Annotated in this window: 18 protein-coding genes and 2 pseudogenes; 2 read left to right on the plus strand and 18 right to left on the minus strand. The window is 69.0% G+C overall.

The window, feature by feature from the left end; translation table 11 throughout:
- Positions 1 to 6: 6 nt before the first annotated feature.
- The 10 genes from OG440_RS36655 to OG440_RS36700 form a co-directional block, all read right to left on the minus strand.
- The gene (locus OG440_RS36655) at positions 7 to 1,332 is read right to left on the minus strand and encodes an amidohydrolase family protein (RefSeq protein ID WP_406011063.1); all 1,326 of its coding nucleotides are present in this window, start codon (positions 1,330 to 1,332) and stop codon (positions 7 to 9) included.
- A 59-nt stretch (positions 1,333 to 1,391) separates the two neighbouring features.
- Positions 1,392 to 2,924, minus strand: a complete 1,533-nt coding sequence (locus tag OG440_RS36660; RefSeq protein ID WP_406011064.1) for an FAD-dependent oxidoreductase — start codon at positions 2,922 to 2,924, stop codon at positions 1,392 to 1,394.
- Complete coding sequence (locus tag OG440_RS36665; RefSeq protein WP_406011065.1) at positions 2,921 to 3,826, minus strand: alpha/beta fold hydrolase; 906 nt, start codon at positions 3,824 to 3,826, stop codon at positions 2,921 to 2,923. The genes OG440_RS36660 and OG440_RS36665 overlap by 4 nt, the downstream gene beginning before the upstream one ends.
- A 19-nt stretch (positions 3,827 to 3,845) precedes the next feature.
- Positions 3,846 to 4,679 carry an alpha/beta fold hydrolase gene (locus OG440_RS36670; protein ID WP_406011066.1) on the minus strand — a complete coding sequence of 278 codons (834 nt, stop codon included), beginning with the start codon at positions 4,677 to 4,679 and terminating at the stop codon, positions 3,846 to 3,848.
- Positions 4,680 to 5,340: 661 nt separating this feature from the next.
- Positions 5,341 to 6,900, minus strand: coding sequence for a carotenoid oxygenase family protein (locus OG440_RS36675; RefSeq protein WP_406011067.1), 1,560 nt, complete (start codon positions 6,898 to 6,900; stop codon positions 5,341 to 5,343).
- An 85-nt stretch (positions 6,901 to 6,985) separates the two neighbouring features.
- Positions 6,986 to 8,449, minus strand: coding sequence for an aldehyde dehydrogenase family protein (locus OG440_RS36680; protein WP_406011068.1), 1,464 nt, complete (start codon positions 8,447 to 8,449; stop codon positions 6,986 to 6,988).
- Positions 8,450 to 9,066: 617 nt separating this feature from the next.
- A complete protein-coding gene (locus OG440_RS36685) occupies positions 9,067 to 9,855 on the minus strand; it encodes an IclR family transcriptional regulator (protein ID WP_406011069.1) in 789 nt (262 codons plus the stop codon).
- A 44-nt stretch (positions 9,856 to 9,899) separates the two neighbouring features.
- A complete protein-coding gene (locus OG440_RS36690) occupies positions 9,900 to 10,742 on the minus strand; it encodes a fumarylacetoacetate hydrolase family protein (protein ID WP_406011070.1) in 843 nt (280 codons plus the stop codon).
- Entirely contained in the window at positions 10,739 to 12,511 is a 1,773-nt protein-coding gene (locus OG440_RS36695) for a bifunctional 3-(3-hydroxy-phenyl)propionate/3-hydroxycinnamic acid hydroxylase (protein WP_406011071.1), read from the minus strand. Before OG440_RS36695 ends, OG440_RS36690 begins: the two co-directional genes overlap by 4 nt.
- Before the next feature lie 43 nt (positions 12,512 to 12,554).
- On the minus strand, positions 12,555 to 13,049 hold the full coding sequence (locus OG440_RS36700; RefSeq protein ID WP_406011072.1) for a VOC family protein: 495 nt from the start codon (positions 13,047 to 13,049) through the stop codon (positions 12,555 to 12,557).
- Between the two features lie 305 nt (positions 13,050 to 13,354).
- On the opposite strand from OG440_RS36700, the pseudogene OG440_RS36705 reads away from it, so the two are divergent.
- Positions 13,355 to 13,441 (plus strand): annotated as a pseudogene (locus OG440_RS36705) (helix-turn-helix domain-containing protein); the annotation flags it as partial.
- Positions 13,442 to 14,449: 1,008 nt separating this feature from the next.
- A complete protein-coding gene (locus tag OG440_RS36710) occupies positions 14,450 to 17,077 on the plus strand; it encodes an MMPL family transporter (protein ID WP_406011073.1) in 2,628 nt (875 codons plus the stop codon).
- 692 nt (positions 17,078 to 17,769) lie between these two features.
- Here OG440_RS36710 and OG440_RS36715 read toward each other — a convergent pair.
- The 8 genes and pseudogenes from OG440_RS36715 to OG440_RS36750 form a co-directional block, all read right to left on the minus strand.
- Positions 17,770 to 18,597: an IclR family transcriptional regulator gene (locus tag OG440_RS36715; RefSeq protein WP_406011074.1), complete on the minus strand. Its 828-nt coding sequence runs from the start codon at positions 18,595 to 18,597 to the stop codon at positions 17,770 to 17,772.
- Between the two features lie 418 nt (positions 18,598 to 19,015).
- Complete coding sequence (locus tag OG440_RS36720; RefSeq protein WP_406011075.1) at positions 19,016 to 20,218, minus strand: MFS transporter; 1,203 nt, start codon at positions 20,216 to 20,218, stop codon at positions 19,016 to 19,018.
- A 110-nt stretch (positions 20,219 to 20,328) separates the two neighbouring features.
- Positions 20,329 to 20,601: pseudogene (locus OG440_RS36725) on the minus strand (hypothetical protein); the annotation flags it as partial.
- Between the two features lie 255 nt (positions 20,602 to 20,856).
- A complete protein-coding gene (locus tag OG440_RS36730; protein ID WP_406011076.1) occupies positions 20,857 to 22,269 on the minus strand; it encodes an aldehyde dehydrogenase family protein in 1,413 nt (470 codons plus the stop codon).
- Positions 22,270 to 22,369: 100 nt separating this feature from the next.
- Positions 22,370 to 23,605: a M24 family metallopeptidase gene (locus OG440_RS36735; RefSeq protein WP_406011077.1), complete on the minus strand. Its 1,236-nt coding sequence runs from the start codon at positions 23,603 to 23,605 to the stop codon at positions 22,370 to 22,372.
- On the minus strand, positions 23,602 to 24,951 hold the full coding sequence (locus tag OG440_RS36740) for a Rieske 2Fe-2S domain-containing protein (protein WP_406011078.1): 1,350 nt from the start codon (positions 24,949 to 24,951) through the stop codon (positions 23,602 to 23,604). The genes OG440_RS36735 and OG440_RS36740 overlap by 4 nt, the downstream gene beginning before the upstream one ends.
- 41 nt (positions 24,952 to 24,992) lie before the next feature.
- On the minus strand, positions 24,993 to 25,346 hold the full coding sequence (locus OG440_RS36745) for a hypothetical protein (protein WP_152772607.1): 354 nt from the start codon (positions 25,344 to 25,346) through the stop codon (positions 24,993 to 24,995).
- A complete protein-coding gene (locus tag OG440_RS36750) occupies positions 25,346 to 26,578 on the minus strand; it encodes an aromatic ring-hydroxylating dioxygenase subunit alpha (RefSeq protein WP_406011079.1) in 1,233 nt (410 codons plus the stop codon). Before OG440_RS36750 ends, OG440_RS36745 begins: the two co-directional genes overlap by 1 nt.
- Positions 26,579 to 26,660: the final 82 nt, after the last annotated feature.

Below are 26,660 nucleotides of genomic sequence, written 5' to 3' on the forward strand. Positions count from 1 at the left end.
AGGGTGTCAGGCCTGAGGGCCTGCGGGCCCGATGCTGCGCAGCAGCCGCTCTCCGGACTCGCGGAGCCGGTCTTTGACGTCGTCGAGTCGCGACGTGAGCAGGGCGTGATCGCGTTTGCGCCAGGTGCCGGCGACCATCACCGCTTCGATGTTGGCGATGTCGGCGTGCAGGACCGTGGCGACCGGGTCGTGTGCCGGCCACAGGTTGAACGCCCGGGCGTCGACGGCGACCAGGTCGGCTTGCATGCCCACCTCGATCCGGCCCACCCGGTCGGCCAGGCCCAGCGCCTTTGCCCCTTCGACCGTGGCCCAGGCCAGTGCCTGTTTGGAGGTGACCGAAGCGGTGTCGGCGTGCATGCCGGTCTCCTGTCGGTGTCGGGCGTGATCCAGGCCGCGCTGGTGGGCCAGGGCGATGCGGGCTGCGGTGAGGAGCTTGCCGGGAACGGCGGTGTCGATGTCGGTGCCCAGGGAGGGCGCCGCGTGCAGGCGCAGCAGGGACCCGGTGATGGGTGTGCCGTGTCCTTGGCCCAGTTCGTTCTCCGGGGTGGTGGTGAAGGTGACGCCCGCTTCGAGAAGCGTCTTGAGCCAGTCGGCGGGCAGGTCGGTCCCGTGCACGACGTTGGTCAGAGGGCTGAACAGTCCGGCGGCGCGCACGGCTTCCCAGCCGGGTGCGGGTTCTCCGCCGCTCTGGTGCAGGGAAACGACGAGGCCGCGTTCCGAGCCGGCTCGGAAATCGGCCACCGCCGTCTCGGGCGAGGAGTACTGCGGCCCCTGGAGGGCCATGCCCAGGGTGACGAGGGCGTGGTCGCGGACGGGGCCGTCGAGAAGCCGGTCGATCTCGGTGAGGGGGTGGGGGGTGGCCGGGGCACGGTAGGGCGTGCCGTGCAGGAAGACGGCGCGGATCCCTGCCTGGGCCAGGCCTTCGACGGCGGCGTCGGCGTGTTCGGGCGACAGGGCGTTGTGACACCAGTCGCCAAGGGTGGTCGTACCGCAGTTGAGCTGGTTCAGTGCGCCGGCGAGATTGCCGATGTGCATGTCGGCCGGGGTGTAGTGCCCGACGCACTCGCCGTGGAGGTGGGTGAGGTACTCCATCAGTGTCCAGTCGGCGCCCACGGAGCGCAGCGCGGTCTGCCAGGTGTGCAGGTGGGCGTTGACCAGGCCGGGGATGACGATGCGGCCGGAGAAGTCGACGATTTCGGTGTCGGGCGCCTCGATGTTCTCGCCGACGGCGGCGATACGGTCACCGTCGACGAGGACATCGGCGTGCTCGGCGTCCGGACGGCCCGGCACCATCGTGATGACCTGCGCCCCGCGCAGCAGTACGCGGCTCATGCGATGAACCGCCGGCCGGGGGAGGTGTGGCTCTGCTGGGACATGGTGCGGCTCCTTGCTTATGGCGTCATTGCCCGCGCGGCGGATTGTGTGGTGGTGAGGAAGTCCCGGGTGGCGATGTGCCCGATGTAGCCGTCGGGACGGATCAGCACCAGCGTGTCGCCGTCCAGGCCGTAAGCGTCCTTCAGCGCGTTCTCAGGGTCGGAAAGGGTGAGGTGTTCGGCGGCACGCGCCCCGACCGCCAGCCGCTTCAGCTGAGCGCCGACTGTCGGCCAGGGGAGCACCGCGAGGTCGCGGGCGGCACCCGCGCCGTAGGCGATGGCGGTGAAATGAGGCCCGCGGCAGACGTCGAACAGCCGGGTCCCGGTGCCGTCGGCGCGGAGAAGCCGGGCGTCCGGGGCGCGGTCACCGCCGCGCAGCGTCGAGGTACGCATGCCGTCGGCGGGAGCGAGCGGACCGCCGTAGTAGGTCAGGGCGAGTTGCTGCTCGTCCTTGCCTCGTCTCATGCTCGACGGGTCGAGCTTGGCGATGCCGCCCCACTTCTCCGTGGAAAGGCCCAGGACCCCGGCGGCGATCGGCTGCCGTTCCGCCTGGTAGGTGTCCAGCAGTGCCGCGCTCGCCCCGGCGAGGGTCTGACTGATTTTCCAGCCTAGGTTGTAGCCGTCCTGGATGCCGGTGTTCAGGCCCTGGGCACCGGCCGGGGTGTGGACGTGGGCGGCGTCGCCGACAAGGAAGACTCGTCCTCGGCCATAGTTCTCCGCCAGGCGGATGTTCGGTCGGAACACCGACGTCCAGTGGATGTCGTGCAGCTGAATGCGCCGGTCGCGGGTGTGGGAGCGGATCCGCTGGAGGATGTCGTCCTTGTCCGAGGGCGCTTCCTCGTCGGGCCCGAGGCTGATCATCCACTGGAACATGTCGCTGCCGGGGAGCGGACAGGCGCCGACGCGCTTGCCGCCGCGGCCGGGCCACATGTGCCACCGGTTGCGGGCCAGCCCGGTCACGGTGGCATCGACGATGAGCATCCGGTCGCTCTCGTGCGTCGTCCCGACGAAACCGATGCCGAGTTGCTTGCGCACCGCGCTGGAACCGCCGTCAGCGCCTACGACGTACCGGGCGACGATCTCCTCGGCGCCGTCCGCGCCCGCCACCTTGGCGACCACCGTGTCCTCGTCCTGAGTCAGCTCGGTCAGTTCCCTGCCGAACTCGATCTCACGGCCGAGTTCGCCGAGCCGGGCGTGCAGTGCGCGGTCCGTGCGGAACTGAGGGATCAGCCAGGTGTTCGGGTAGGGGACGTCCGGGGTCGCGTCCCTGTGGGTGAACATCTTCCAGGGCACGGCGAGGGGGCCCGCATGGATCCCGAGCTTGGGATAGGTGCTGCCGCCGGCCAGCACTTCGTCCAGGGCACCGAGGTCTTCGAGGACTTCGAGGCTGCGGGGCTGGACGCCCTTGGCGCGGGACCCCTCGAAGGCATGGGGAGACCTGTCGATGATCCGTACGTCGAGTCCCCGCCGTACGAGGTCGATCGCCACGGCGGAGCCCGAAGGGCCCGCACCGATGACCAGTACGTCGATGACCTGCTGCGGGTTGTTCATGAGTCGAGCCTTTCGGCGGGTGCGGCCACGAACGGGACGATCTGATCGGCGACGTGGCGCGGGCGTTCGAATGGGGCCATGTGCCCACAGTGGGGAATGACATGACGATGCCGGGGCTTCAGCAGGGCGCGAGCCGTGTCGAGGTGGCTCAGGGGCGTGACGTCGTCCTCGGCGCCCCACAGGAGCAGCGTGGGAATGCCCAGTGCGCCCGTCTGCCGGAAGAGGTCGTCACGGCCGGAGACCGGCAGGTGTTGCAGCGTGTCGAAGACCGCGTACAGCGAACCCTCGAAGCGAAAGGTGTCGAGGACCATGTCCGTCAGTTTCGCGCCGAGTTCGGGGTCGCGGACGTTGTGGCCGAGGTGCTCCTGGAGTATCCGGCGGCCGCGCCGCCGGGCGACGATACCGGCCAGCAGATCGTTGCGCAGTATCCGGTGAGGGGAGGCCGGCCGCGGTTTCGCGAGACCGGCGGGGCCGACGATGGTCAGGGTGGACACCGACGAGCGGTGCCGGGCGGCGTAGGTCATGGCGACGAGCGCGCCCATGGAGGTGCCCACGAGATGCAGCGGGCGCGTGGTCAGGCCGAGCCGTTCGGTCAGCTCGGTCAGCTGCCGCGCGAAGAGGGTTTCGTCGTATCGCGCCCGCACCCGGTCCGAGTAGCCGCGGCCGTACGCGCTGCAGGTCAGAGTCCGCAGCCCGCGGGCGTTGAGCTCGGTGACGAGGCCGTCCCAGTAGAAGAGCGGGATGGTCAGGCCGCCCGCCATCACGACCATCTCGCCGTCCTCGGGGCCCTTCAGTTCGTAGTGCGTGACGCCGTCGGAGAGTTCGACGAAACTGCCGCGCAGGGCTTGCCGCGATTCGGCGGTGAGCTGTCGGTCCTCGCCCTGTGCGACGAAGTACTTCATGGAACGGGCCTCCTTGGCCTCAGTGCGTGGGGGTGTCGGTGGAGGAGCGCAGGAACTCCGCGATGGCGTCCGAGACCCAGTGGGGCTCCTCTTCGGGCAGCAGGTGGCCGCCGCGGGGGTGCACCAGCTCTGCGGCGCCGGGGATGTCACGGGTGAAGTGCTGGCCATCGATGCCCGCGCTGCGCAGTACGAGCGTGGGTGTGGTGATGCGGGGGATCTGCGTGCTGCGGTCGGGCTGGTCCGTGTTGCAGAAGTCGACGAAGGCCGAGCGGTTCCCGGGCAGGTTCATGAGCTGGTGGGCGCGGTCCACCATGGCGTCGTCCACGATCGTCGAGTGCGAGCCGACGTTCGAGCGCAGGCTGCGCTCGATGGCCCCGCGCGGCATCACCCGCCGCAACAGGGGACGCAGTAGTGGGTTGCGTGTCAGGCGCATGCCTGCCGGTATCTCTTTCTGCGGGTATCCGGTGGCATTGACCAGCACCAGGCCGGTCAGCCGCTCCGGGTGGTCCAGCGCGAGGTTCCAGGCGATGTTGCCGCCCAGCGAATTGCCGGCCACCGCGTAGCGCGGCACGCCCAGGGCCTCCAGGAAGTCCGTCACCGTCACGCCATAGGCCGGGATGCGGTAGTCGCGGTCCATGCGAGGGCCTGTCAGGCCGAACCCCGGCAGGTCGGGGCGGATGACGTCGAACGACTCCGACAGCAGGTCCGCCGCTCGGTCGAAGTGCTGGAGCGACGACGCGCTGCCGTGCAGCAGGACGAGTGCCGGGCCGCCGCCGGCGCGTTTGTAGTGGATCCGCAGTCCACCCACCACGACGAACCGGGAATCGGGCTGCGGCTCAGACCAGGTAGTCATAATGGATACACTGTTGCCGATAAGGTGATCGTGTCAAGTGCAAGTCCTCGGAAGTCGCGGCTTCGCGGCCCGCGACGTCGAGCGCCCGCTTCGGGGGCGCCTCGCCGGCGTGGCGTCCGGAGCCGTGTGCGACGCCCGTCCCGGCATGTCCTCGGGCTGGGTCGGTCGGCGGTCGACCGGCATGTTCGGCGGCTCGAGGTCGCCGCCGGGGGCGGCAGTCCGCCCGCGGTGGCTCTGACGATCGTGAAAGGCGTAGGCGCCCGCAGTCTGCCGGAAGGCGTCTGGTGCCCGAGGTGACAGCGAGCTCACCGCCGACCTCGTGGTGACCTGGGAGGGGGAGCACCGAGTACGGACGGGCCGGCCGGCAACGGGCCTCGCCGATCGGACGGGCGTCGGCAGCGACCACACCTGCGCCACCGTGGAGCCGGGTGTGTGCGCCACCGGTGACGGCAGCCCCTGCGCGCCGACGAGACGAGGCTCGGGGAGGGAGGTGATCGTCCGCAGCACGGAGTGGGTCACGGCACGCGGCCCGATCTCACGTGATGCCGGGCGTGCAACTCTCCTTCACACCGATCGTCCCGAGCTTCACCGTGGCCGGGACGTGCCGTTCCCCGGAAGCCGAGCGCCCGGCGACGGATGCGGCCGGCCGCTTTCGAGAGTTTCAGTCAGTGCCGCCGCGCGAGGCCGAGACGGCACGGTCCAGGGTTGCGCGATCGGCCCAGTTGCCATGGAAGCCGAAGGGAACGCGACTCGGGAGCTTGACCCTTGCCAGAGGAGTACGGCGCAGGTCGGCGGCATCATGGACGAGCAACTCGGACAACCCGGTGAGGCGGTTCCACCACAGGGTCAGCAGGTAACCATCATCCTCCGAGGTGGCGTTCTGGCGGGCCACGAAGACGGGTTCACCAGGGCTGGTCAGCGCCTCAGGACCCTCGATCACGGTCGTGGCGTCGCGCAGGAAGTCGTGCTTGGCCAGGCCGTCGCTCATGGTGTCCTCGGCCAACGCGCGCGTGGTGACGAAGTAGCCGTAGCGGTGCTCCCGGCCGGTGTACGCGTCGTTGATCCGCGGGAACTCACCGGCGACACCGCTGGTCATCTCCTCCGTTGCCGAGCCGCTGGCCAGGTCGACGCGCCAGCGGTGAGGCAGGGACGGCGGGAACCAGGAGTGGGAGGTGACGGGGGTGTCGAGGCGGTCGGCAGGAGTGCCCAGGCGGGTGATGCGGTGCCCGTCGACGATGACCTGCCCATTGCACTCGTAGGCGTTGTAGAAGTGGGTGTTGGCCCAGTGGCCGCCCACCTCGTGCCAGGTGGCGGTGTGGGTGCGGCGGTCCATCAGCACGATCTGTACGCCGTGGGGGAGCGATGCCTCGTCCCATACGACTCCCGGCTTTCCCTGCATGATGTGGTCCAGCCGGAACTGTGCCGGGGTGACGAAGAAGATCGCGTAGTTCTCGCTGACGGCGAAGTCGTGCATCAGCACGGGCACTTCGATGTCGAGGCTGTGGCTTTCCACGACCTGCCCGGTCTTCACGTCCGCCCGGTACCAGGTGATGACCGGCCCGGTCGCGGCGAAAAAGAGCATGTCGCCGCTGTCGGGGTCGATCTTGTAGTGCGCGGTGCACAGTACGTCGATGCCGCCGTGGAAATCGTGGCTGCCGTACGTCTCCAGGGTCTCGGGGTGCATCGCGTACGGCAGACCGCCCTCGTAATAGACGAGCAGGTGGTCACCGAAGACACCGACGTTGGTGTTCGCCACGTTCTTCGCGGGTGGAGCGCCCTGGGGGAGCGGACCGGGGGTGCCGCCGTTGGCGAATCCGCTGTAGACGGCCTTGCCCTGCTCGACCTCGAACTTCATGGAATCGGTCATCACCCAGCGGGTGCGGAACGCGGCCCGGCCCTCGCGCAGATAGATTCCGCACACCATGCCGTCGCCCTCCCACCAGTGATAGCGGCCGGGATCGCGAGGCGGGAAACGGGGATTGGACGAGACCCGGAACAGAGCCCCAGCGAGGTCGGCCGGGATCTCCCCGTCCACCTCCAAGTCGTAGGCCTCGGTCTCCTCCGTCCAGGGGGTGAAGGGGCCGTCGAGGAACTTGTTGTGGTGCGCCCAACCGGCGGCGTCCTGTGCGAGCCGTGGGACCGACGGCGGGAGCACGGCACGCGGCGCGATCGTCATCGGGTCGGGTGGGACCAGGCCCGGGCCGGAGGTGCCTGAGGTCATCGGAGTGCTCCAGGTGCGGGTGGGAGAGTTGATCAGCGGGAGCGGGAGCGGCCCTTGCCGGGCCGCCTTGTCCGGGAGGCCATGGTCAGAACGGGTAGCAGGGGATCTCCCGGCGGACGGTGACCCACTGCTGCTCGGTGAAGGCCTCGAGGTTGGCGGCGGCGCCTCCGTGGCGGGAGCCGTTGCCCGAGTCGCCGACGCCGCCGAACGGGATGGTCGATTCGTCGTTCACGGTCTGGTCGTTGATGTGTACAAGGCCGGTCGGGATGCGGTCGGCCAGCGCCAAGCCCTTGGCCACATCGCGGGTCAGGATGCCGAGCGAGAGCCCGTACTCGCTGTCGGAGGCCAGCCGAGCGGCCTCGTCGAGATCCTGGAAGGTCACTACGGGCGCGACAGGGCCGAAGATCTCCTCCGCGTAGGCGCGGGCGGTGAGCGGGACGTCGGCCAGGACGGTGGGCCGGTAGAACAGTCCTTCATGGGTACCACCGGCAGCGAGCCGTGCTCCCGCGGTGACACTGTCGGAGACCACGGCATGGGCGGCCCGCAGCTGACCCTCGTCGATCATGGGGCCCATGAGGACCGTGCCCGTCATCGGATCACCCACGGGTGTCGCGTCGGCGTGCTCGGCGAGACGGGCTGTGTACTCGTCGGCGATCGAGGAGTGCACGAGATGACGGCCGGCGGCCATGCAGACCTGCCCGGCGTTGAAGAAGGAGCCGAAAGCGCCCGCGGACACGGCCTTGTCGAGGTCGGCGTCGTCGAGGACGACCAGCGCCGAGTTGCCGCCCAGCTCCAGGTGGACCCGCTTGAGCCGCTGCGCGGCTGCCGCCGCGATGGCCTTCCCCGCCCGGGTGGACCCGGTGAAGGCGATGACGGGCACGCGCGGGTGGTCCACCAGCGCCGCGCCGACGGCGGCGCCACCGGGCAGGACGTGCAGGACGCCCTCGGGAAGCCCTGCCTCCTCGAAGACCCGCGCGATGGTGACACCGCCGCAGATCGCGGTGCGCGGGTCGGGCTTGAGGACGACCGCGTTGCCCAGGGCCAGCGCCGGGGCCACCGCACGCATGGCCAGCAACATCGGCGCGTTGAACGGGGAGATGACACCGACCACGCCCACCGGGCGCCGCCGCGAGAACGACAGACGGTCCTGGGCTGACCGGAGCACTTCACCGTAGGGAGCCGCAGCGAGTGCGGCGGCTTCGTAGCACTCCTCGGCCCCGCCATCGGTCGCCTGAGTGTCCGCGAACGGCCGCGGGGCGCCCGACTCGCGCACGATCCACTCGGCTATCTCCTCCTGGTGCCGCTCGAACAGGGCCGCCGCGCGCCGCAGCACCTGCGCACGCTCCACGTACGGCACCGCCGCCCATGCGCGTTGGGCCTGCTGCGCGTGCGCCACGGCCCGGTCCAGATCGGCGGGAGAGGCTGCGCCCACGCGGCCCAGCGTCTTTCCGGTCGCCGGCTCGGTGGAGTCGTACGGCTCACCCGAGCCCTTGACCCATCCTCCCGAGAAGATCCGCTCCTGCCAGTCGGCTGCATCGAGAAGGGTCATGGTGTTCCGTTCTGCGTAGGTGACATGGGAAGCCACACCGTCAGCGCCGCCCCTCGGTCCCGGAGGCATCGCGCCCGGCACCGCCGATCAGTCGGTCGGAACCCGGCCGCGGCCCGCTCGGGAAGACTGGGATGTCCCGTTGAGTAGGACTCGCATCTTGATTAACAGGACGTTGCCGCTGAATGTCAAGAGGTATGCCGAAGGTGTCGACGACGGGTCGCCGCGCCGGCATGCCCGGGGTGCCGCAGTGCCGTAGTGCCGCAGTGTCGGTTCCGGAGGAGCCCCGGGACGCGGCAAGCCTGCGGCAAGCACAGGTGCATGCATGTGGCGAATCGCGCGATGGCGAAGGTGGGTCAGGGGCCCACGCCTGGATCGAGGCGTCCGACGGCTCCGCCCCGACGCCCTTCTTCCATGCCTGCCAGGAGCGACAGGGTGCCCGGCGCCATGGGATGGCGGCCTGGGACTGCGCCCTGGACGGGGACTCCCCGACGGCGTGCCACGGTCGACGCCTCGGACCGGAGACAACCGCCGGATACCGGGACCGCTGCCGGCGGCCCGGTATACGTCGTGAGCGGAACCCTTCCTTCAGGTACGCCTCGTTCGGCACCGCCCGGGTGTCAGCCCCCGACGGCTGCCAGGCGCTCGCTGATCTCCCGCGCCGTCTCCTGAACCTTCCCGGCCAGCTCCGCCTCCGCCTCGGGGAACACACGAGAGGCCAAGGCCGCGATGCTTACCGCTGCCACCACCTGCTGCTGCTCGTCGCGGACGGGAGCTGCGACACCCATCACGTCCGCGTCGAGTTCGCCACGAGTGACCGAGTAGCCGGCGCGCCGGATGTGGGCCAGTCGCTGCATGAGAGTGTCGACGTCCGTGAGGGTCGCGGGAGTGAAACGGCGCAGGTCTGCTGATTCAAGAAGCCGTCGGGCTTCCTCGTCGGGAATCCAGGCCAGCAGGACGAGTGCCGCGGCACCCGCGTTGAGGGGGAGGGTGCTGCCTCTCTCGTAGGAGATACGCACGGCGCCCGTCCCCGCTTCGGCCCGGTCGACGCACACGACCAGCTCTCCGGTCCGCCTGGTGAGCAGGACCGTCTCGCGCACGTCCTCGGCGAGCGTCGTCATCGCCGGGAGGGCGACTTCGGACAGGCCGTAGCTGCGGCGTGCCAGCCGGGCGATCTCCATGACGCGCAGCCCCAGCCGGAAGCCTCCACCCGGCGCCTCTTCGAGGAAGCGGCTGCTCACGAGGCTCTGGAGGTACCGGTACGCGGTCGAGCGGGCCACGCCGAGTCGCTCGGCCACAGCGGTGCCGGAGACGACGAGGTGAGTGTCGGTGAACATGAGCAGGATGTCCAGGGCCCGGTCGGCCGTGGAGTTACGCTCGCGATAGCTGGTGGACGCTGCTCCTGACATGCGAGACATCGTAACGGGTGTCGGGGGGTCGTGGGCACCAGGCGTCACCATCGGTCCTTGACCACTGTATTGCGCAGTTCGCCGATTCCCTCGACGACCGTGACTAGTTCCTGCCCCGGCTGGAGAAAGATCTTGGGATCGCGGCCGGCACCCACGCCTCCCGGCGTGCCCGTGGCGATCAGGTCGCCGGGCAGCAGCGTGATGATGGTGCTGACGTACGCGATGACCGCGGCGACGTCGAAGAGCAGGTCCGCTGTGTTGGACTTCTGCATCGTGGAGCCGTCCACGAGGCAGCTGATCGTCAGCCCGGACGCACCGCGCGGCAGTTCGTCCGGTGTGACGAGCGAGGGTCCCACGGGGGTGGTGGCCTCGAAGGTCTTGCCGGACAGGAACTCACGGGTGCGATGCTGCCAGTCCCGGACGGTGACGTCGTTGAGGACGGTGTAGCCCGCGACATGCGACAGCGCCTGGTCCGGTGACACGTGACGCGCGCGGTGTCCGATCACCACACCCAGCTCGGCCTCCCAGTCCAGGTCATCGCTCACCGGCGGGATGTGCACGTCGTCGTAGGCTCCGACGAGAGAGCCGTCGTACTTGGCGAACAGTGTCGGATGGGCTGGGGTCGCACGGCCCATCTCCTTGATGTGGGTGGCGTAGTTGAGGCCCAGGCACACGATCTTGTTCGGGTGAGGGACGACGGGAGCGAGGGACGCGGTCGACAGGGAGATGCGGTCGCCGTCCTCGGCGGCCGCGCGTTCAGGCCAGTCGTCGCCGCTCGACAGCAGTTCGCCGATGTCGGAGTAGGGCAGCACAACGAGCTCGTCCCCTTCCTGGCGGGCAGCGGCTGTGCCGCGCTCGTCGTACAGCCGGACGGTGCTGAGCCTCATCGGGGCCCTCCTTGGGTCTTGGCAGCGCTCTTGATGACGGGGTGCGCGACCGGTGCGGGCCGCGGTGGGACGGCCTCGTGGTCGATCTGTGCCGGGCCGTCTGACACGGGAACGGGGACATCGCGCCCTGGACCGGGCGCGAAGCGGCGCAGGCTGTGCGAGACACGCTCTGCTTGGTCGGGTCGGAACACGGCCGCGATCAGCCGGTCGGGGCGTACCAGCACGAAGCGTCCTTCGAGGCCGCCGAACAGGGCCTGGAGCCGGCCGTCGGCGTCGGCTACGGCGGTGCGCCCCGGGCGCTCGTGCGGGTAGCGGTCGCCGAGGACGACGGAGACCCGCTTGCCTGCGGGCAGACCGGCGTGTGCGGCGGTGTTCCAGTCGGCGTCGGTGACGCCCACGCCCAGCAGGCTCCAGCCGCGACCGAGCACATGGTCGAGCCGGGTGACCTGAAGGCGAGGACCGTGCAGGACGGATGGTTGCGGAAGAGCGGTGCCCACCGGCGACCTGTTCTTGCCGTCGAAGGGGACGACGGCGCCCGAGCGGACGCGGGTGTTCGGCCGGTAGCGCATCTCGGTGAGGTACCGGCGCCCCTGCGGGGTGTGCATGGCGGTACGCACCAGCAGATCGCGCAGCCGCGCCCGGCTGCGACTCGTCGTCATGACGATGCGGCCGAGCCGGACCGAGAGGTCGATGACGGCCTGGGCGTGTGGGCGGCGTTCGGTGTCGTAGGTGTCGAGCAGGGTGTCTCCCGCCCGTCCGGCCAGGACGTCGGCGAGCTTCCAGCAGAGGTTGGCCGCGTCTCGCACGCCGGAGTTGAGTCCCTGGCCCGCGAAAGGCGGCATCATGTGGGCGGCGTCGCCCAGAAGAAAGCAGCGTCCGTCGCGCAGGCGGTCGGCCAGCAGGGCGTGGAAGGTGTACGACACGGCGCGCTCGACCTGGTCCGGGTCGATCTCGCGGTACGGTCGCAACAGATCGCGCACCAGTTCGAACGGTGGGGGGTCGCCGGGCAGGCCCTCCCCGGGGTGCAGCAGGAACTCGTAGCGGCACCGACCGTCGCGGCCCGGCACGACGACCGTGGGGCGGCTGGGGTCGCCCAGGTGCATGCCGTAGCGCTGGTCGTGGGGATCTCCCACTGTGTCGGCGACCAGCCACACGTCGGGAAAGCTGCGCCCCCGCATGGGGATGGACAGCAGTTCACGGACGGTGCTGCGTCCGCCGTCGCATCCGAGGACGTACGAGACGTCGAAGTGCTCGACCGGTCCCGTGCCATCACTCGGTCCGACTCCGACCCGTACCCGGTCGGAGTGCTGTTCCAGCGAGAACAGCCGTGTGTGGAAACGGGTTTCGACGTCGGGGCGGCCACGCAACTCCTCAACCAGCACCCGCTCCAGGTCGGGTTGGGCGAAGGGGTTCTTGAACGGGTGCCCGAACCGCTGGTCGCCGAGGCCGCGGGCGTGCACGAGGGGTCGGTTGCCGACGCCGTAGTACTTCGTTCCCGTGCCGGGCACGATGATCGGGTACACCGCCCCGTCGATGCCGGCCGCTTGTAGCGTGCGCAGCGACTCGTCGTCCAGGCTGATCGCCTTGGCGTCGTTGCTCGTTGTCGGATTGCGCTCGACGAGCAGGACGCGTATGCCCAACGAGCCGAGCAAATGGGCGGCCGTGAGCCCCGTCGGACCGGCGCCGACCACGAGTACGTCGGCTTGCACCAAGGTGGCCGAAGCGAGTCTTCGCTCCGGTTCCGGATGCGGTGTCTGGGGATTGCTCATGGGCGGAACTCCATCGATCGGCTGCGTGTGAGGGTGCGGTGGGCTACTGGACCGGCTGGTACGCCCGGCCGCCCTCGGTCAGCAGCCGTTCCACGTCCGCCATCACGTCGGCGGGCTCCTGGTCGAGGTTGAGGGTCTTGCGGAACGGCTGCCGCACGTCGCGCTCCACCCGCAGATACACCTCGTTGCGGTTGCCCTCGGGGTCGAAGAAGTAGATACCGATCGCGTTGCCGTGGGTGACTTCCTGCTGCACCTCGATGCCCTCGGCGCGGAACCGGTGGTGGAACTCGATGACCGCCTCCAGTGAGTCCACCCGCCACGACACCTGATGCGTGAGCTTGGCGCCGTCGTGAGCGGTCCGCCCGCGCTGCAGGACGAACTCGTGGTGCTCCCGCTCAGGGCAGGAGGAGAGGAAGACGATGCCCAACTCCTCGTCCTCGTCGGTCACGGTCAGACCAAGGACCCGCGTGTAGAAGTCGCGCATCGCGTCGAGGTCGTGAACCCAGAAACCGGTGTGGCCGAGACCGGTAATCGCCATGGCGTGTCTCCTTTTTCAGGATCAGAGTTTTGTTTTACAGGACAATAGGTGGATGCTGAGCTAGACGTCAACCGTCGACCGGGGGATGTGCGCGGTGTGTGGCGCTGATGCTGTGGAGGGGTGCGGACTGGGAGGGCGCGTGTCCCGACCCCGCGTCTCTCGCGATCGAGGTGCCAGAAAAGGTCATGTTCAGGACATGCTTGGCGCCGTAGTTCTGTTGATGGCCAGTCTCGACCGGCGGCTCGCGGCGCAGACCGTGGTCCAGGAGGTCGCGGACGCCTGCCTGCCGTTTGACGGACCGAGGTAGTCGGGCCGAGCAACAGGCGGTCCGCCAGGCCGTGCTGGATCACCGGCCCTGTGGAGCGGGGCCGGCCGGGCAGCTAGGGACGCGTAGGGGGTAGGAACACGTCCAGGCTGCCTCGATCGTGTGCGACGAGTCTTCTCTTTGCCCTCACAGGTCGAGCAGCAGCCTGGGACAGGCCGTCCGGGACACGCAGATGAACATGGCGTCGTTGGTTGCCTGCTCGGACGCTTCCAGACGCCTGGCCGCACGCACCCGCTGCAGCAAGGCGACGCTCTACCGACAGTTGTCGGCCGGGCCGAGCTGATCGTCAAGGCGATGCGTCACAACAGCCCGCCGGCGTCAGGGGCGTTGACACCGGGCGCTGCGGGGAGACGTCCCCGGCTGAGCTGTCCGTCGAGGACGACTCCGTCATGGCACGGAACTCCGTGCCGATGGCGGCCTGGCCATGGAGGTACACCACAGTCCTGACCTCGGGCGGGCGTTCCGGGCATTGCTCATCGACCCACCCGGAACAGGCCGAATTCAACCGCTTCGAACGACGCATCACCGCGCCGGAAGCCGCCTGTGATGCCCAGGCCGCTGGAGGTCTGGGGCATGGATTCCTCGTCCGAAGAGGCGACACGGGAATGCGCCGAGAGTCAGCCGAGTCCTCGCTGGGGCCCCTCGGCGCGGTCGGCTGAGTGGTACCGCGGTACCACTCGGGCACCGAAGATTCCCCTCCGGTCCCAGGGTTTTGGCCTGGTGCGCTCCTAGCTTCGAAGAACGACGCCGCGGAGCATCCGCGCCGAGTCCACGTCCGAGGCAGGAGTTGGAATATGTGGCGCAGATGCTCATCGGCGGCTGCTTCGCCCGCACTCTGATCGACCTGATCGACGATCGCCCGCCGACGCGGGCGTTCCCGGCCGAGTATGCCGACGCCGTGCTTTCCCCGCCCTCGGCGTCCGGCTCTCCCCTTCCTCCAGTCCCCGGCAGTAAGCCGCTCTCCAGCCGTACTTGGCGCAACCTCCCCCCTACCTCCAGGGCCTGTGACGGCCCCCATCGTCGTCGGGCCTGCTCGTTGCCCTGAACCATCCACGACTGACCCGGAGCACGTCCCGTGGCTACCTTCCTGTACAAACTCGGCCGATTCGCCTTCCGGCGACGGCACTACATCGTCCTGTTCTGGGCCGCCCTGCTGGCCGCCGCCTGCGTCGCGGCCTTCAACGCGCCCGCCGCAGGCTCATCGTCCTTCTCGATCCCCGGCATCGAGTCCCAGAAGGCCTACGACCTGCTGGCGCAGCGGTCGCCTGGCTCGAGCGCCGACGGAGGGAACGCGAACGTCGTCTTCAAGGCTCCCGCGGGCGAGAAGATGACAGACGCCGACAACAAGGCCCTCGTCGAGCAGACCGTCAAGGACCTCGGCAAGGGGCCCGAGGTCGATTCCGTCACCGACCCGTTCACCCAGCACAACGCGGTGAGCAAGGACGGGACGATCGCCTACGCGCAGGTGAAGTACACCGCCCCGGCCAAGGAACTGAAGGACTCCACCAAGGACTTCCTGGAGAAGACGGTGGAGGAGTCCCGGCACTCCGGGGTGACCGCCGAGATAGGCGGTGACGTGCTCGACGAGTCGCCCGCGACCGGGATCGGAGAGGTCATCGGTGTCGCCGTCGCCGCGGTCGTCCTCGTCGTCACACTGGGCTCGCTCGTCGCGGCCGGACTGCCACTGCTGACCGCCCTCATCGGGGTGGGTATCGGCGTCGCGGGCATCACGGCCCTCGCCAACGCGCTCGACCTCGGCGACACCACCTCCATCCTGGCCATGATGATCGGCCTCGCCGTCGGTATCGACTACGCCCTGTTCATCCTCTCCCGCTACCGGGGTGAACTGGCCGAGGGCCGCGAACGCGAGGACGCGGTCGGACGGGCCACGGGTACGGCGGGCTCGGCAGTGGTCTTCGCCGGGCTGACGGTCGTGATCGCACTCGTCGGGCTCTCGGTCGTCGACGTCCCGGTGCTGACCAAGATGGGTATCGCTGCGGCGTGCACGGTCGTGCTCGCGGTGCTGATCGCCCTCACGATGATCCCCGCGATGATCGGCTACGTGGGCCGGAAGATCCAGCCGACAGGCCGGAAGAGCAAGCGGTCCGTCGGCAGGAAGGCGCGGCAGAACACCGAGGGCAAGCCCAACATGGGCACCCGCTGGGGAAGCTTCGTCGTCCGCCGTCCCGCCGCCGTCCTGGTGCTGGGCGTGGTCGCCCTGGGGGTCATGGCCCTCCCGGTGACCCAGCTGCAGCTCGGGCTGGGCGACGACAGCACGAAGCCGGAGTCCACGACGCAGCGAAAGGCCTACGACCTCCTCTCGGAAGGCTTCGGCCCCGGCTTCAACGGCCCGCTGATGATCGTCGTCGACACGAAGGAGAGCAGTGACCCGAAGGCGGCCGCCGGCACGGTGACCGACGAGATCGAGGGCCTGAAGGACGTCGCGACGGTCACCCCCGCGCTGTTCAACAAGGCCGGCGACACGGCGACGATCACCGTCATCCCGGACTCCAAGCCGTCCTCGACGCAGACCGAGGACCTGGTGCACGCCATCCGTGACAAGGCCGACGGCATCAAGGCCGACACGGACGCCCGGGTGCTGGTCACCGGCACGACTGCGATGAACATCGACTTCTCGCAAAAGCTGACCAACGCGCTGATCCCCTACCTGGCGCTGGTGGTCGGCCTCGCCTTCCTGCTCTTGATGGTGGTCTTCCGCTCGATCCTCGTCCCGCTGAAGGCGGCCCTCGGTTTCCTGCTGTCGGTGCTGGCGGCGCTGGGCGCCGTGGTCGCGGTCTTCCAGTGGGGCTGGCTGGCGGGTCTGCTCGGTGTCGAGGAATCCGGCCCGATCATGTCGTTGGTGCCGATCTTTATGATCGGCGTGATCTTCGGCCTGGCGATGGACTACGAGGTGTTCCTCGTGACCCGGATGCGTGAGGCCTACGTCCACGGTGAGGAGCCCAAGAAGGCGGTGGTGACCGGCTTCAGGCACAGCGCCCGCGTGGTCACGGCCGCCGCGATCATCATGATGGCCGTCTTCGCCGGCTTCATCAGCTCCAGCGAGTCCATGATCAAAATGATGGGCGTCGGGCTGGCGTCCGCGGTCTTCTTCGACGCGTTCATCGTCCGCATGGCCATCGTCCCGGCCGTCCTCACGCTGCTCGGAAAGAGCGCCTGGTGGCTCCCCGGGTGGCTGGACCGCGCCCTGCCCAACGTGGACGTCGAGGGCGAGCGGCTCCGGGCACAGGACCAGCACCAGAGCGGGAACACGCAGGCCCCGTCCACGGACCCGCAGTCGGAGCGGCAGCCGGCGCTGGTGGGCGCCGGTGCCCTGCGGAAGTCGACGGAGGCCGAGCCACAGGCGGCGTACGGCTCCATCGAGAGCGCGCCCGCCCCGGTTCCCGCGACGAGCGGGCCGTCCATCGAGGGTCAGGTGCGCGACGCGGAGGGCACGGGCGTCGACGGCGCCACGATGAAACTCATCTCCTTGACCGGACGTCAACTTGGCCGTACCACCACCCGGCCGGACGGCCGATACTCGATGCCGACGCCGGGCTCCGGTTCGTACGTCCTGACCGCCGCGGCCGACGGCCATCAACCGCGGTCGGCCACCTTGGAGGTGGGCGAGGAGCCGCTGGCGTACGACGTGCTGCTTGCCGGGACCGGCGGGCCGGACGACGCGGGCCTGCCGAGGGCGCGTTGATGGTTGTCACCGATGTGCGCGGAGATGTGCCGGCGACGGTCAGGTCCGTTCCCCAGGTTGCATGCTCCGTCGGCGAACCGGCGGCAGTGACCCCACCGCACGCCACTCGCTGATCGTCGAAAGGCCACTTCACCCGGGGACCGGCCCCCGGGTGAAGTGGCTTACCGCTGCACCTGGCTGCACCACTGGGCGCTATCGGTCGATGCGGCGGAGGTGGGACGGTGCGCTGCTCGGTCATGCCTCCGCCGAAACTGACCGGCTGTCGGATTACCCGGTCGTAATCTCACATCGACGAAGCCGTGCACGAAGACGCTTGGAGGAGGCGAGGCGGACCAACCAGCCAGGTGGCCGACGAGAGGCCTCAGGTGCGGGTTGCTGTCTTGCCGCTCTTCTCCACCTGCTGGGAACGCGTCCTGCACGGTCAGGACCAGGTTCTGCACGGCCAGACCGACGCCGGCGCCGAGCAAGAAGGTGTATCCGCCATCACGTGCTCCAAGATGGAGGGGGGCCGTGGTGGAGGGGCGAGGCAGGGCGAACCGATGAGGCCACGTGGGGGTCAGGGGCCGAGGACGGTCCGCAGCAAGGTCATCACGCTCTCCACTTGCGCCGTAGTGCTGTCCCCCTGGTTCTGGACCCAGGCGCGGATCGCTGTGCCGGCTGGTGACTGCCGGGTCGGTAGGCGCTGTTCGCGGTCATGAGGGAGGGGGTGCGTCGTATGTGTCGGATGGGGACAGCGTGTCGGACGGCACCGACGAGAGCCGCTCCCGTGCCGTGTTGAGGGCGGCGACGATGTCTTGCTCGCGGCCATGAAAGCGAATGGCGGGGATCGGCACGGAGAGCGCCGCCAGCGTGCCGTAGGTGTCCTGGACGGCGATGGCGATGGCACACACGCCGGGAGTGCTCTCCTCCAGATCGAAGGCCGTGCCTGTCCGCCGAACCTGCGTGAGTTCTTCCGCGAGAGCGGCCCGTCGCGTGATCGTGGAGGGGGTGAGCCGAGTCAGTCGTGCCGGGAGCAGGCGCGCGATCTCGGCATCGCTCAACTTCGCGAGGACGGCTTTGCCGTTGGCGGTGCAGTGCAGCGGCAAGGTGCTTCCTACCACCGACACGGCACGCAATGTGTGCTGCCCCTGTATCGAATCGGTGATCCTCAGTCGGCCGGATTCCAGGACCGCGAGGTCGACCGTTTCCTCCAGGGTCTGGGCGAGATGCTCCATCGCCGGCCGGAGGAGGGCGCGAATCTCCGGTCGGCCGGCCTCGGCCAGTCGCACCAATTCGGGACCGATGCGGACGCGACCCGTAGCGGAGGCTGCGACCAGCACGCCCTCGACCTCCAGTGCGGACACCAGCCGGTGAATCGTCGAGCGCGGGAGCCCGGTGCGTTCAGCGAGCTGGGAGAGGCTGAGTCCCTCCCGCTCGCCGGCGAGAGCGCGGAGTACCGCGACAGCCCGCCCGATGATCTTGATTCCGGCTTCGCCACCGTCCTGTGCGGCGGCTTCCTTGTGTGTAGCGTCAGGTGTCACTCGCCCAGTATGCGACTGCCGCGCGGGACAACGGCGTCTCGCGTAGCGGGCACTGCCGGTTGACGGGCTCGGCCTTTTTCGTTCACCTGTTGCGTTCGGGCATGCCCACGTCCTGGCGAACGACGCGGGGATCAGGACCGTACGGCGATCGGTATGTTCTCGTCTCTGTACCGGATGAGCCACCTGTCGAGTGACTGGGGCCGACCGGCGACGGTGCCGCCTCGCCCAAGAGGGCCAGGAGGGTGTGCGCCTGCGGGGCACCCGCGTCGAAGAACTGCTTGGCCGGTGCGCGTGGCACGGCGGTTCCCCGCATCCGGAATTCCTGGCGGCCGAAGCAGAACGGCGCCTCGAACAGCGCCAGGTCGAGAGTGTCCGCGTACGCCCGGCCGCGCGTCACGGCGGGGAGCGTCTCGATCGACTACGGCAGGTTCGGGCGGGGTGGTGTGGTGAACTCGCCGTCACATTTCGGGCCCGGGTGAAACGGTGGTGGCAGCGGGGTGATGTGCCCGGCGTCCGCGACGGTGCCGACGTGCTCCCGAAGGGCGGGGTGGGGACGGCCATCGAGCACGCGCGGCGCCGCACAGAGCGTCAGCGACCGAAGGTAGCCGTCGGCGATCCACACACCGATCAGCGGCATGACGAAGGAGAGGGGCTGGCCTGCGAGGAGGCTCAGCACCACAGCCGCGGTCAGTACCGTGACCGGCGGATAGAGCAGGATGAAAGCCATGGTGGCCCGGGCGGTCTCCGAGCGGGAGGTGGACGTCTCGTTCCGATGGATCGCCGTGCACGCCACGACGAAGATCGCCACGACCGCGCCCGCGCTCAGCGCGGCGTTGAAGCGCAGGTCGACGGAGGCGAGTCCGGTGAGGCCTGACCAGGCGATCAGGTTCGCTCCGATCACGAGGGCGCCCGTCCACACGATGACCCGCCGGCCCGGCTCGCGGTGTCCGTTCTGGCCAGGGGCCAGGACGGGCACGTCGGTGCCGCGCGGCAGTAGCCACAGGCACAGGGCAACGGCGATGATCCCCAGGCCCGCTCCCATGGCAGTGATCAGGCGCCACGCGTTCTCGACCGGCAGCGCGCCCGCCGTGTTCTGGGCGACGAATCCCGCGATGGGTATTCCCAGCGGAACTATGGCGAGTGAACGCCTGGCGCGGGTGGCAGCGTCCGCGCGGGCGCGCCTGCCTTCGGGGGCGGCGTTTCGGCGCGCGGCCCCGATCCTGGTGGCGGAGTCCTTGACGAGACTCAGGGTCAGTGGAAACGCGACGCCTGTGCCGATTCCGGCGAGCATGCTGAGAAGTCCCAGTTGCCAAGGGGCGGTTGCGAGTGCGCAAGCCCCGGACCAGAGCGTGAGCCACAGGAGTGCGGCGAGCGTCGCCTGCCGGAGCCCGAGGCGCCGGGCCAGCGCCACTGCGGCGTGGACGCCTGCCAGAACGCCCAGAAAAGCTGTGCTCCCGATCAGTCCCGCAGCGCTCGGTGACAGGTGCCAGCCGGGCTCGGTCTGCAGGGAATCGAGGAAGTTGGGGAACGCGACGAGCTGGTAACTCTGTGCGGCCAGGAGAAACAGTCCGAGTGGAACCAGACTGCGGCCAACAGGGGGTGTGACGGTGTCGGACGGCATGCCGGCCTCCAGATGGGAAACGGAAGGAAGGGACCAGCGTTGCTGACGAGCATCAGCAGGTCGGGGTCGAAGGAGATGACCACGACGCCCGGGACCAGCCAGGACAGCAGGGCGCGCGGCCGGGCCGACCACCGGCGGATCACCGCCCATCCGACTGCGCCGATGGTGACGCCCAGGACGGTGAAGGTGACGTATGGCCCGGGCTGGAGGGGCTCGAAGTCGTCGGAGGCTCCGGCCGCCCGGGAGACCACGGCGATCAGCGCGTCGGCGATGATCGCGGCCACGGTGCCCGCGATCAGCCATCCCGCGGCGGCGGCCCGGCGGGGCACGGAGCGTAGGGACGGCGCCGGTGCAGGAGTGGCGGAGGAAGGCGTGGTGGGCATGGGAAGAGTCCTTCGGTGACGGGCGGCCGGCCGCTTGGGGCGTGTTCCGCCCGGGCGTCAGGCGGTTTCGCAAGCGGCTGTCCACACCACCCGTCACCTACAGAGCATGTGCGGGTTCACGAGCCGGATCGACTACGGGAACGAGTACTGGGCCGGACCCACCGTGGGGCTGGCCGCAAAGGAAGGGCTCCACACTTCGAGGGGATCGACAGACGCCGGCTGCTCATCGAGCATGTACGCGGACGCCTGCGCTCATCAACCGCGCACGACGTGCAGCACCTTGGCCTCGGTGTAGGACAGCAGGCCGGCCAGTCCGCCCGCCACGCCGAGGCCACTCCACTTGTGCCCGCTGAAAGACACGCCCGGTGCCGGCATGCCGTGCGTGTTGACCCAGGAGGTCCCGCATTCCAGCCGGGCCGCCACCGCCGCGGCCCGCTCCGGGTCCGCGCTCCACACCGAGCCGTCGAGCCCGAAGTGCGTACTGTTGGCCCGGGCCACCGCCTCTTCGACGTCGTCGTACGGGATCACCGGCAGAACGGGCCCGAACTGTTCCTCGTCGACGACGCGCACGCCGTCCTCGAGATCCCTCAGGATGGTCGGCGCGAAGAAGTAGCCGTCACCGTCCAGGCGCCGGCCTCCGGCGACCGCGGTGGCACCGCCGGCCAGCGCGTCCGACACCAGCTCCTGGACCCTGGCGAACTGCGGCGCGGTGGCGAGCGGGCCCATCTGGACGCCGGGGAGCATGCCGTCACCGACTTCGACCGACCGTGCCCGGTCCGCCAGGGCGTCGACCACCTCGGTGTACCGGGCGCGTGGTACGTAGAGACGTTTCAGCGCCATGCAGATCTGCCCGCAGTTGACGAACGCGCCCCAGAACAACTTGTCGGCCATGGCGCCGAGGTCGACGTCGTCGAGGAGGATGCCCGCGTCGTTGCCGCCCAGCTCCAGGGTGATGCGCTTGAGGTCGGGCGCAGCCGACGCCGCCACATGCTTTCCGGTGGCGACCGAACCCGTGAACGTCACCTTGCGGACCAGGGGGTGTTCGGCGAGCTGCGCACCCAGCGGGTCCCGGCCGCTGATGACGTTCAGCACGCCCGGCGGCAGCACGTCACGCAGAACGACTCCGAGTGCGAGCGAGGACAGCGGCGTGAAAGGAGACGGTTTCAGTACCACCGTGTTGCCCGCCAGCAGGGCCGGCGCAAGTTTCATCGCGGCCTGGATCAGCGGGACATTCCACGGAGTGATCGCCGCGACCACGCCCATGGGCTGGTGCAGCACCTCGATGCGCTCCTGGTCGTCGTCCCGGATCACCTCCCGGGGCACGTCGAGGGCGGCCGTGCCCCGCAGGGTCATCGCGGCCACCATCACCTCGAACTGGGCGTCGGCCAGAGGCTTGCCCTGCTCCAGTGTGAGCAAGGTGGCGAGTTCCTCGGCGCTCTCCTCGATGCGTGCGGCCGCGGCCAGCAGCGCGCTGCGGCGAGCGTCCATGTCGTCGCGCCAGAGCGGGAAGGCGTCGGCGGCCGCTTGCACCGCGTCGTCCAGCTGGGCCGGTGAGCAGTCGGGCGCCTGGGCGAACACCCGGCCGGTGGCGGGGTTGTGCACCCCGAAGGTATCGACAGTGTGGACGTCCTTGCCGCCCACTGTCATCGGGTGGCTGTGCTCGGACACGGTGTCTCCTGGAGTGAGGGGCGGCCGGAGCCGTCAGGAAGGTGGGGAACGTGGCGGTGAGATCAGCGAGTACCGCGGACGGAACGGGGTCGGAGTTCCGTCAGGACACGACGTGCATGCGGCAGGGAACGGTGTTGAGCTCGTCCGGTCCGTTCTCGCCCACGACGACGGTGCCGCCGATGTTGACGCGGTGCTGTCCCGTACAGGCGTTGGGTTCGAAAGCGAACGCCATGCCGGGGACGAGTTCCAGGTCGGAGATCGGCTCGACGGTACGGAAGACACGACGGCTGTCCTGGCCGGGGATCTGTTCGGCGTTCAGCGCGATGTGCCCCGCGAAGGCCGCGGGAGTGAGACTGTGCACCAGGGGGGTCATGTTGTAGTGGCCGGCCTTCAGGAGCGGCTCGCTCATGGCCCGGGCGACGTCGAGGAACGCGGCTCCCGGACGCAGGGCCCGGAGGCCGGCGTCGTAGCAGTCACGGGCGACGTCGTGGAGCGTGTGCAGCACCTTCGGTACCGGCTCGACCGCGACGGACATCTGGACCTGTGTCTCGAACCCGCCGTAGCAGGACATGATCTCGGCCTGGACCAGGTCGCCGGGCTGTACCGTCCGGGAGACGCCGCCGGCGTAGGTCCAGTAGGGCGGCGCCCAACCCGGGTCGTCCGCGCCGACACTCATGATGACGTGGGGGTAAGTGGTGGTGCACGAGTTGCGGTGGAGGACCTCCACGGCTGCCGCGTAGATCTCGGCCTCGCGCACACCGGGCCGGATCATCTCCAACATGGTCTGGCAGGCTTCCTCGGCCGCCTGTGCGGCGAAGCGGACCAGTTCCAGTTCCTGTGGCGTCTTGGGCAGCATCGTCTGGGCGAAGTCGAGGGACATGTCCTCGAATTCGGCCTCAGGCAGGTTGTTGAGGACGTAGTCCCACATCATGTGGGTGATGAGGCCCTCCATTTCCCCTGCCGAGCTCCCGGTCATGCCGACCACACCGATACGACTGGACGTCAGTCCCTCTTCGGTGAGGGCCTGGACCACCCCGCGGCCGAACGGACCGACGCGTACATCGTCGATCCAGAAGCGCACATCCCGCATGTTCGCGGCCAGGCGGCGGGTGTAGCGGTGGTGGGTCCAGGTGAGGTGAACGGGGTCGCGTTCGGCGAAGAAGACGACGACGCCGTCGAGAACCTCGTTGGCGAGGTAACCCTCGTACCGTTCGCGGCCCTTGAGCCCGAAGACGAGCAGACAGTCGAGGTCCTTGTCCCGCATGAAGTCACGCGTGCGTTGCCAGCGCAGTTCGCGGGCGGCGAAGGGAAGGACGGGGTACTGTTTCGCGGTCATGCCCCTACCCCCTCGGTCGCCTCGACGAGATCGCTCTCCAGGATCCTCGGATCGGCGCCCGCCGCCTCTGCCACGTCCCGGTAGTACTGCACCCAGTCGGTGCCCTCGGGGACGTGACCGCCGCCGGCCATGAGGCCGCGGGTGAGCTCGGTGTCGTCCAGGGTGGCCGGGAGGTCCCCGGCTGTTGCGTACGCGTCGACGGCCTTCAGGAGGCGCCGGCGCGTCCGGCTGACCATCAGGTCCGAGGCGGACAGGTGCTCGTGGGTTCGGTCCACGACTGGTCCCATGCTTTCAGTGATCATCTTGTCCTGGATCTGGATACCTTGCACTCCGGTGTAGTTGCCCTTCGCCTGGGCGTCCCGGTCGAGGAAATAGTTGTTCTCCTCGGAGGGGGTGAGCCGCCATCTGCCGTACCAGTCCTGGTCGTTGTCGGGCTGGAGCAGGTCCGCCATGCGGACCTTGACACCCGGCAGCTCCCCGACGGTGGAGAGGAACGCCGACCTGCCGTCCACCAGCGCCCGTGGCCGGCTGAGCTGGAAGATCATGGAGTGGGTGTCGTCCATCGGCAGCCAGAACCGCACGACGGGCTCCTCGACCTCGAAGGGGTTCTGGCCGGGGATGGTCCAGGACGGCAGCAGCTGCTGGGTGTAGTGCCAGTAGTCGGGGGCGAAGCTCTCCGGCCTGCGGTGGGCCTCCATGGTCCCCCCGGCCGTGTTGACGACCTTGGTCTCCACTGCCCTGCCACTGGTGACCCACTTGAGGACGAAGTGCTCGCCGACGTCCTCGGGGTCATGGCCGCCGTGGTGGAGGAAGGCGAGATGGGCCGCGTCGATGTCCCCCTCCATGCCCTGGAGCCAGTTGCACTCGCGCAGCCACATCTGGATCTCCAGCTCCTCGTCGTCGGCGACCACGCCGATCACGGGCAGCGGCGGCGGGGTCTCGCGCGACCCCATGTAGATCCAGACGAGGCCGTTGCGTTCCCGCACCGAGTAGGCCTTGGCGCGCACACGGGTGGGCACACGTCCTCCCGCACTGCTCGGAATGTCGGTGACGCGGCCCTCCACGTCGAACATCCAGCCGTGATAGGAGCAGCGCAGCCCGCCGTTCTCGTTGCGGCCGAAGAACAGGGAGGCGCAGCGGTGCGGACAGCGGTGGTCGAAGATGCCCATCCGGCCGTCGCTGTCGCGGAAGCCGACGAGGCGCTCGCCCAGCGCCATCAGGCGGATCGGGGCACCATCGGCCTCGAACTCGGAGGACCGGGCTATCGGCAGCCAGAACTGGCGGAAGAACTCTCCGGTCGGACTGCCGGGGCCGACTTGTGTCAGCTTGGCGAAGGGGTCGGTCATGGAGCGATCCATCTCTGTACGAGGTCGATGGTTCATCCGGATCACCAGGCGCGCGCGGGCCCGACCAGGTTCATCCCGTCCAGCGGATACAGGTCGCTGACCTCTGGGGTTGCCCATCCGAGGTCGACCGGGTGAGTGACCTCGGCGAAGGTCAGGGCTAGCTCGAAGAGGGCCTGCTCCCGCGGGGGCATGTCGTCGAGGGGGAAGGCGTTGAGATGGTTCACCACCGCTTCGATACGGGGGAGCATGGTGGCGCACAGGTCACGCAGCTCCTCGATGTCGGCAGCGACCATCGCCTCCATCCGCTCCTGCGCGTCGCGCAGGCGCCACCGCTCCAGGAAGCGCTCCAGGTCGGCGAATCCTTCGGGAAGTCCGGCTTCTGCGGAGAGCTCCATCACTTGGCTCCGATCAGTTCGTCGATGAGTCCGTAGCGGTGCTGGAGCGCGAACTCCTGCAGGGAGAGGTAGATGTCGCTGATGGCACCCGACTCGAGGCCGCGCTGCACGTCCTCCATGGCGGCCAGGTCCTCCCGGGACACCGTGTACTGCAGGGCCCGGCTGTACGCCTGGGCCAGGCGGTCGCCGGCGTGCCGGGCCTTGCGGCCGTAGACGTCGAAGACGACGCGGGAGTGGTTGCGGTCGATCGGCCAGACCGTGACGGTGCTGTACCAGTGCGAGCCGTTGAGGACGGCCACGTTGGGGAACTGCCACACGATGTCGAAGAACCAGGGGTGGTAGCGGGTGCGGTTCACCGCCGGCGGCAGCATGGAGAAGTCGGTCTCGACCGCCGGTGTCTGCTTGTACCCGAGGTCGTACAGGGCACCCTCGACGGGCGGGCTGACGTAGTCGGGGTTGGACGGGTTGCTGGAGCGGATGTGTCGGTCGTACATGTCGACCACGGGCTTGTGCCGCATCGGGTTGCTCTTGCCGGCCAGCTTCGGCTGGGTGCGCCGGTGCAGGAAGACGGTGTGGTACCCCTCCGAGAAGGCGTCCATGGCGATGTTCCAGTTGGCCCGGACGTCGATGGACCAGCAGCTGACCTTCTCCATCTCGCTGTAGTAGCCGTCGAAGCCCTCGGCGAGCTCCCCCAGCCAGTCGTCGAGCGGCTCGGGGTTGTCGCTGAAGTTGGCGTAGATGAGGCCGTACCGGACCTCGATGCGGATCGGCACCAGCCCGAGGCGGGACTTGTCGACGGAGCGGAACTGCTGCTCGTCCGGAACCGAGCGCAGCTTCCCGTCGCCGGTGTACGACCAGCCGTGGAGCCAGCAGGTGTGCGCGGACGACGTCCCCTCGGCGAATCCGCAGTCCGTCGGGATCACCTTCTTGCCGCGGTGGCGGCACACGTTGTGGAACGCTCGCACCTCCCCGTCCCGGCCCCGCTGGACCAGCACCGAGATGTTGAAGGTGGGCACGTCCAGGACGTAGTAACTCCCCGGCTTCGGCAGGTCGTTGAGGTTTCCGATCAGGAACCATGACGGACGGAAGACCTTCTCGACGACCGCGTCGTGATACTCCTGCGTCAATTTGTCCTTGACGGACACGACGTCACGCAGGCCGGCGAACGGGTTGGGCGGTGACGGGGTCCCGCCGGTGAGTGGGGAAGCAGGGCTGACAGCGGCTTCAGACATATGAACTCCATAAGTTAGGACGCTAGTCCTGTCACATGGGACCGTATGGGAAAGGGAGCCCGCGTGGCAAGAGAGGCGGCCC

Origin of the sequence: Streptomyces sp. NBC_00637 (assembly GCF_045161545.1) — a bacterium.
Classification (GTDB): Bacteria; Actinomycetota; Actinomycetes; order Streptomycetales; family Streptomycetaceae; genus Streptomyces.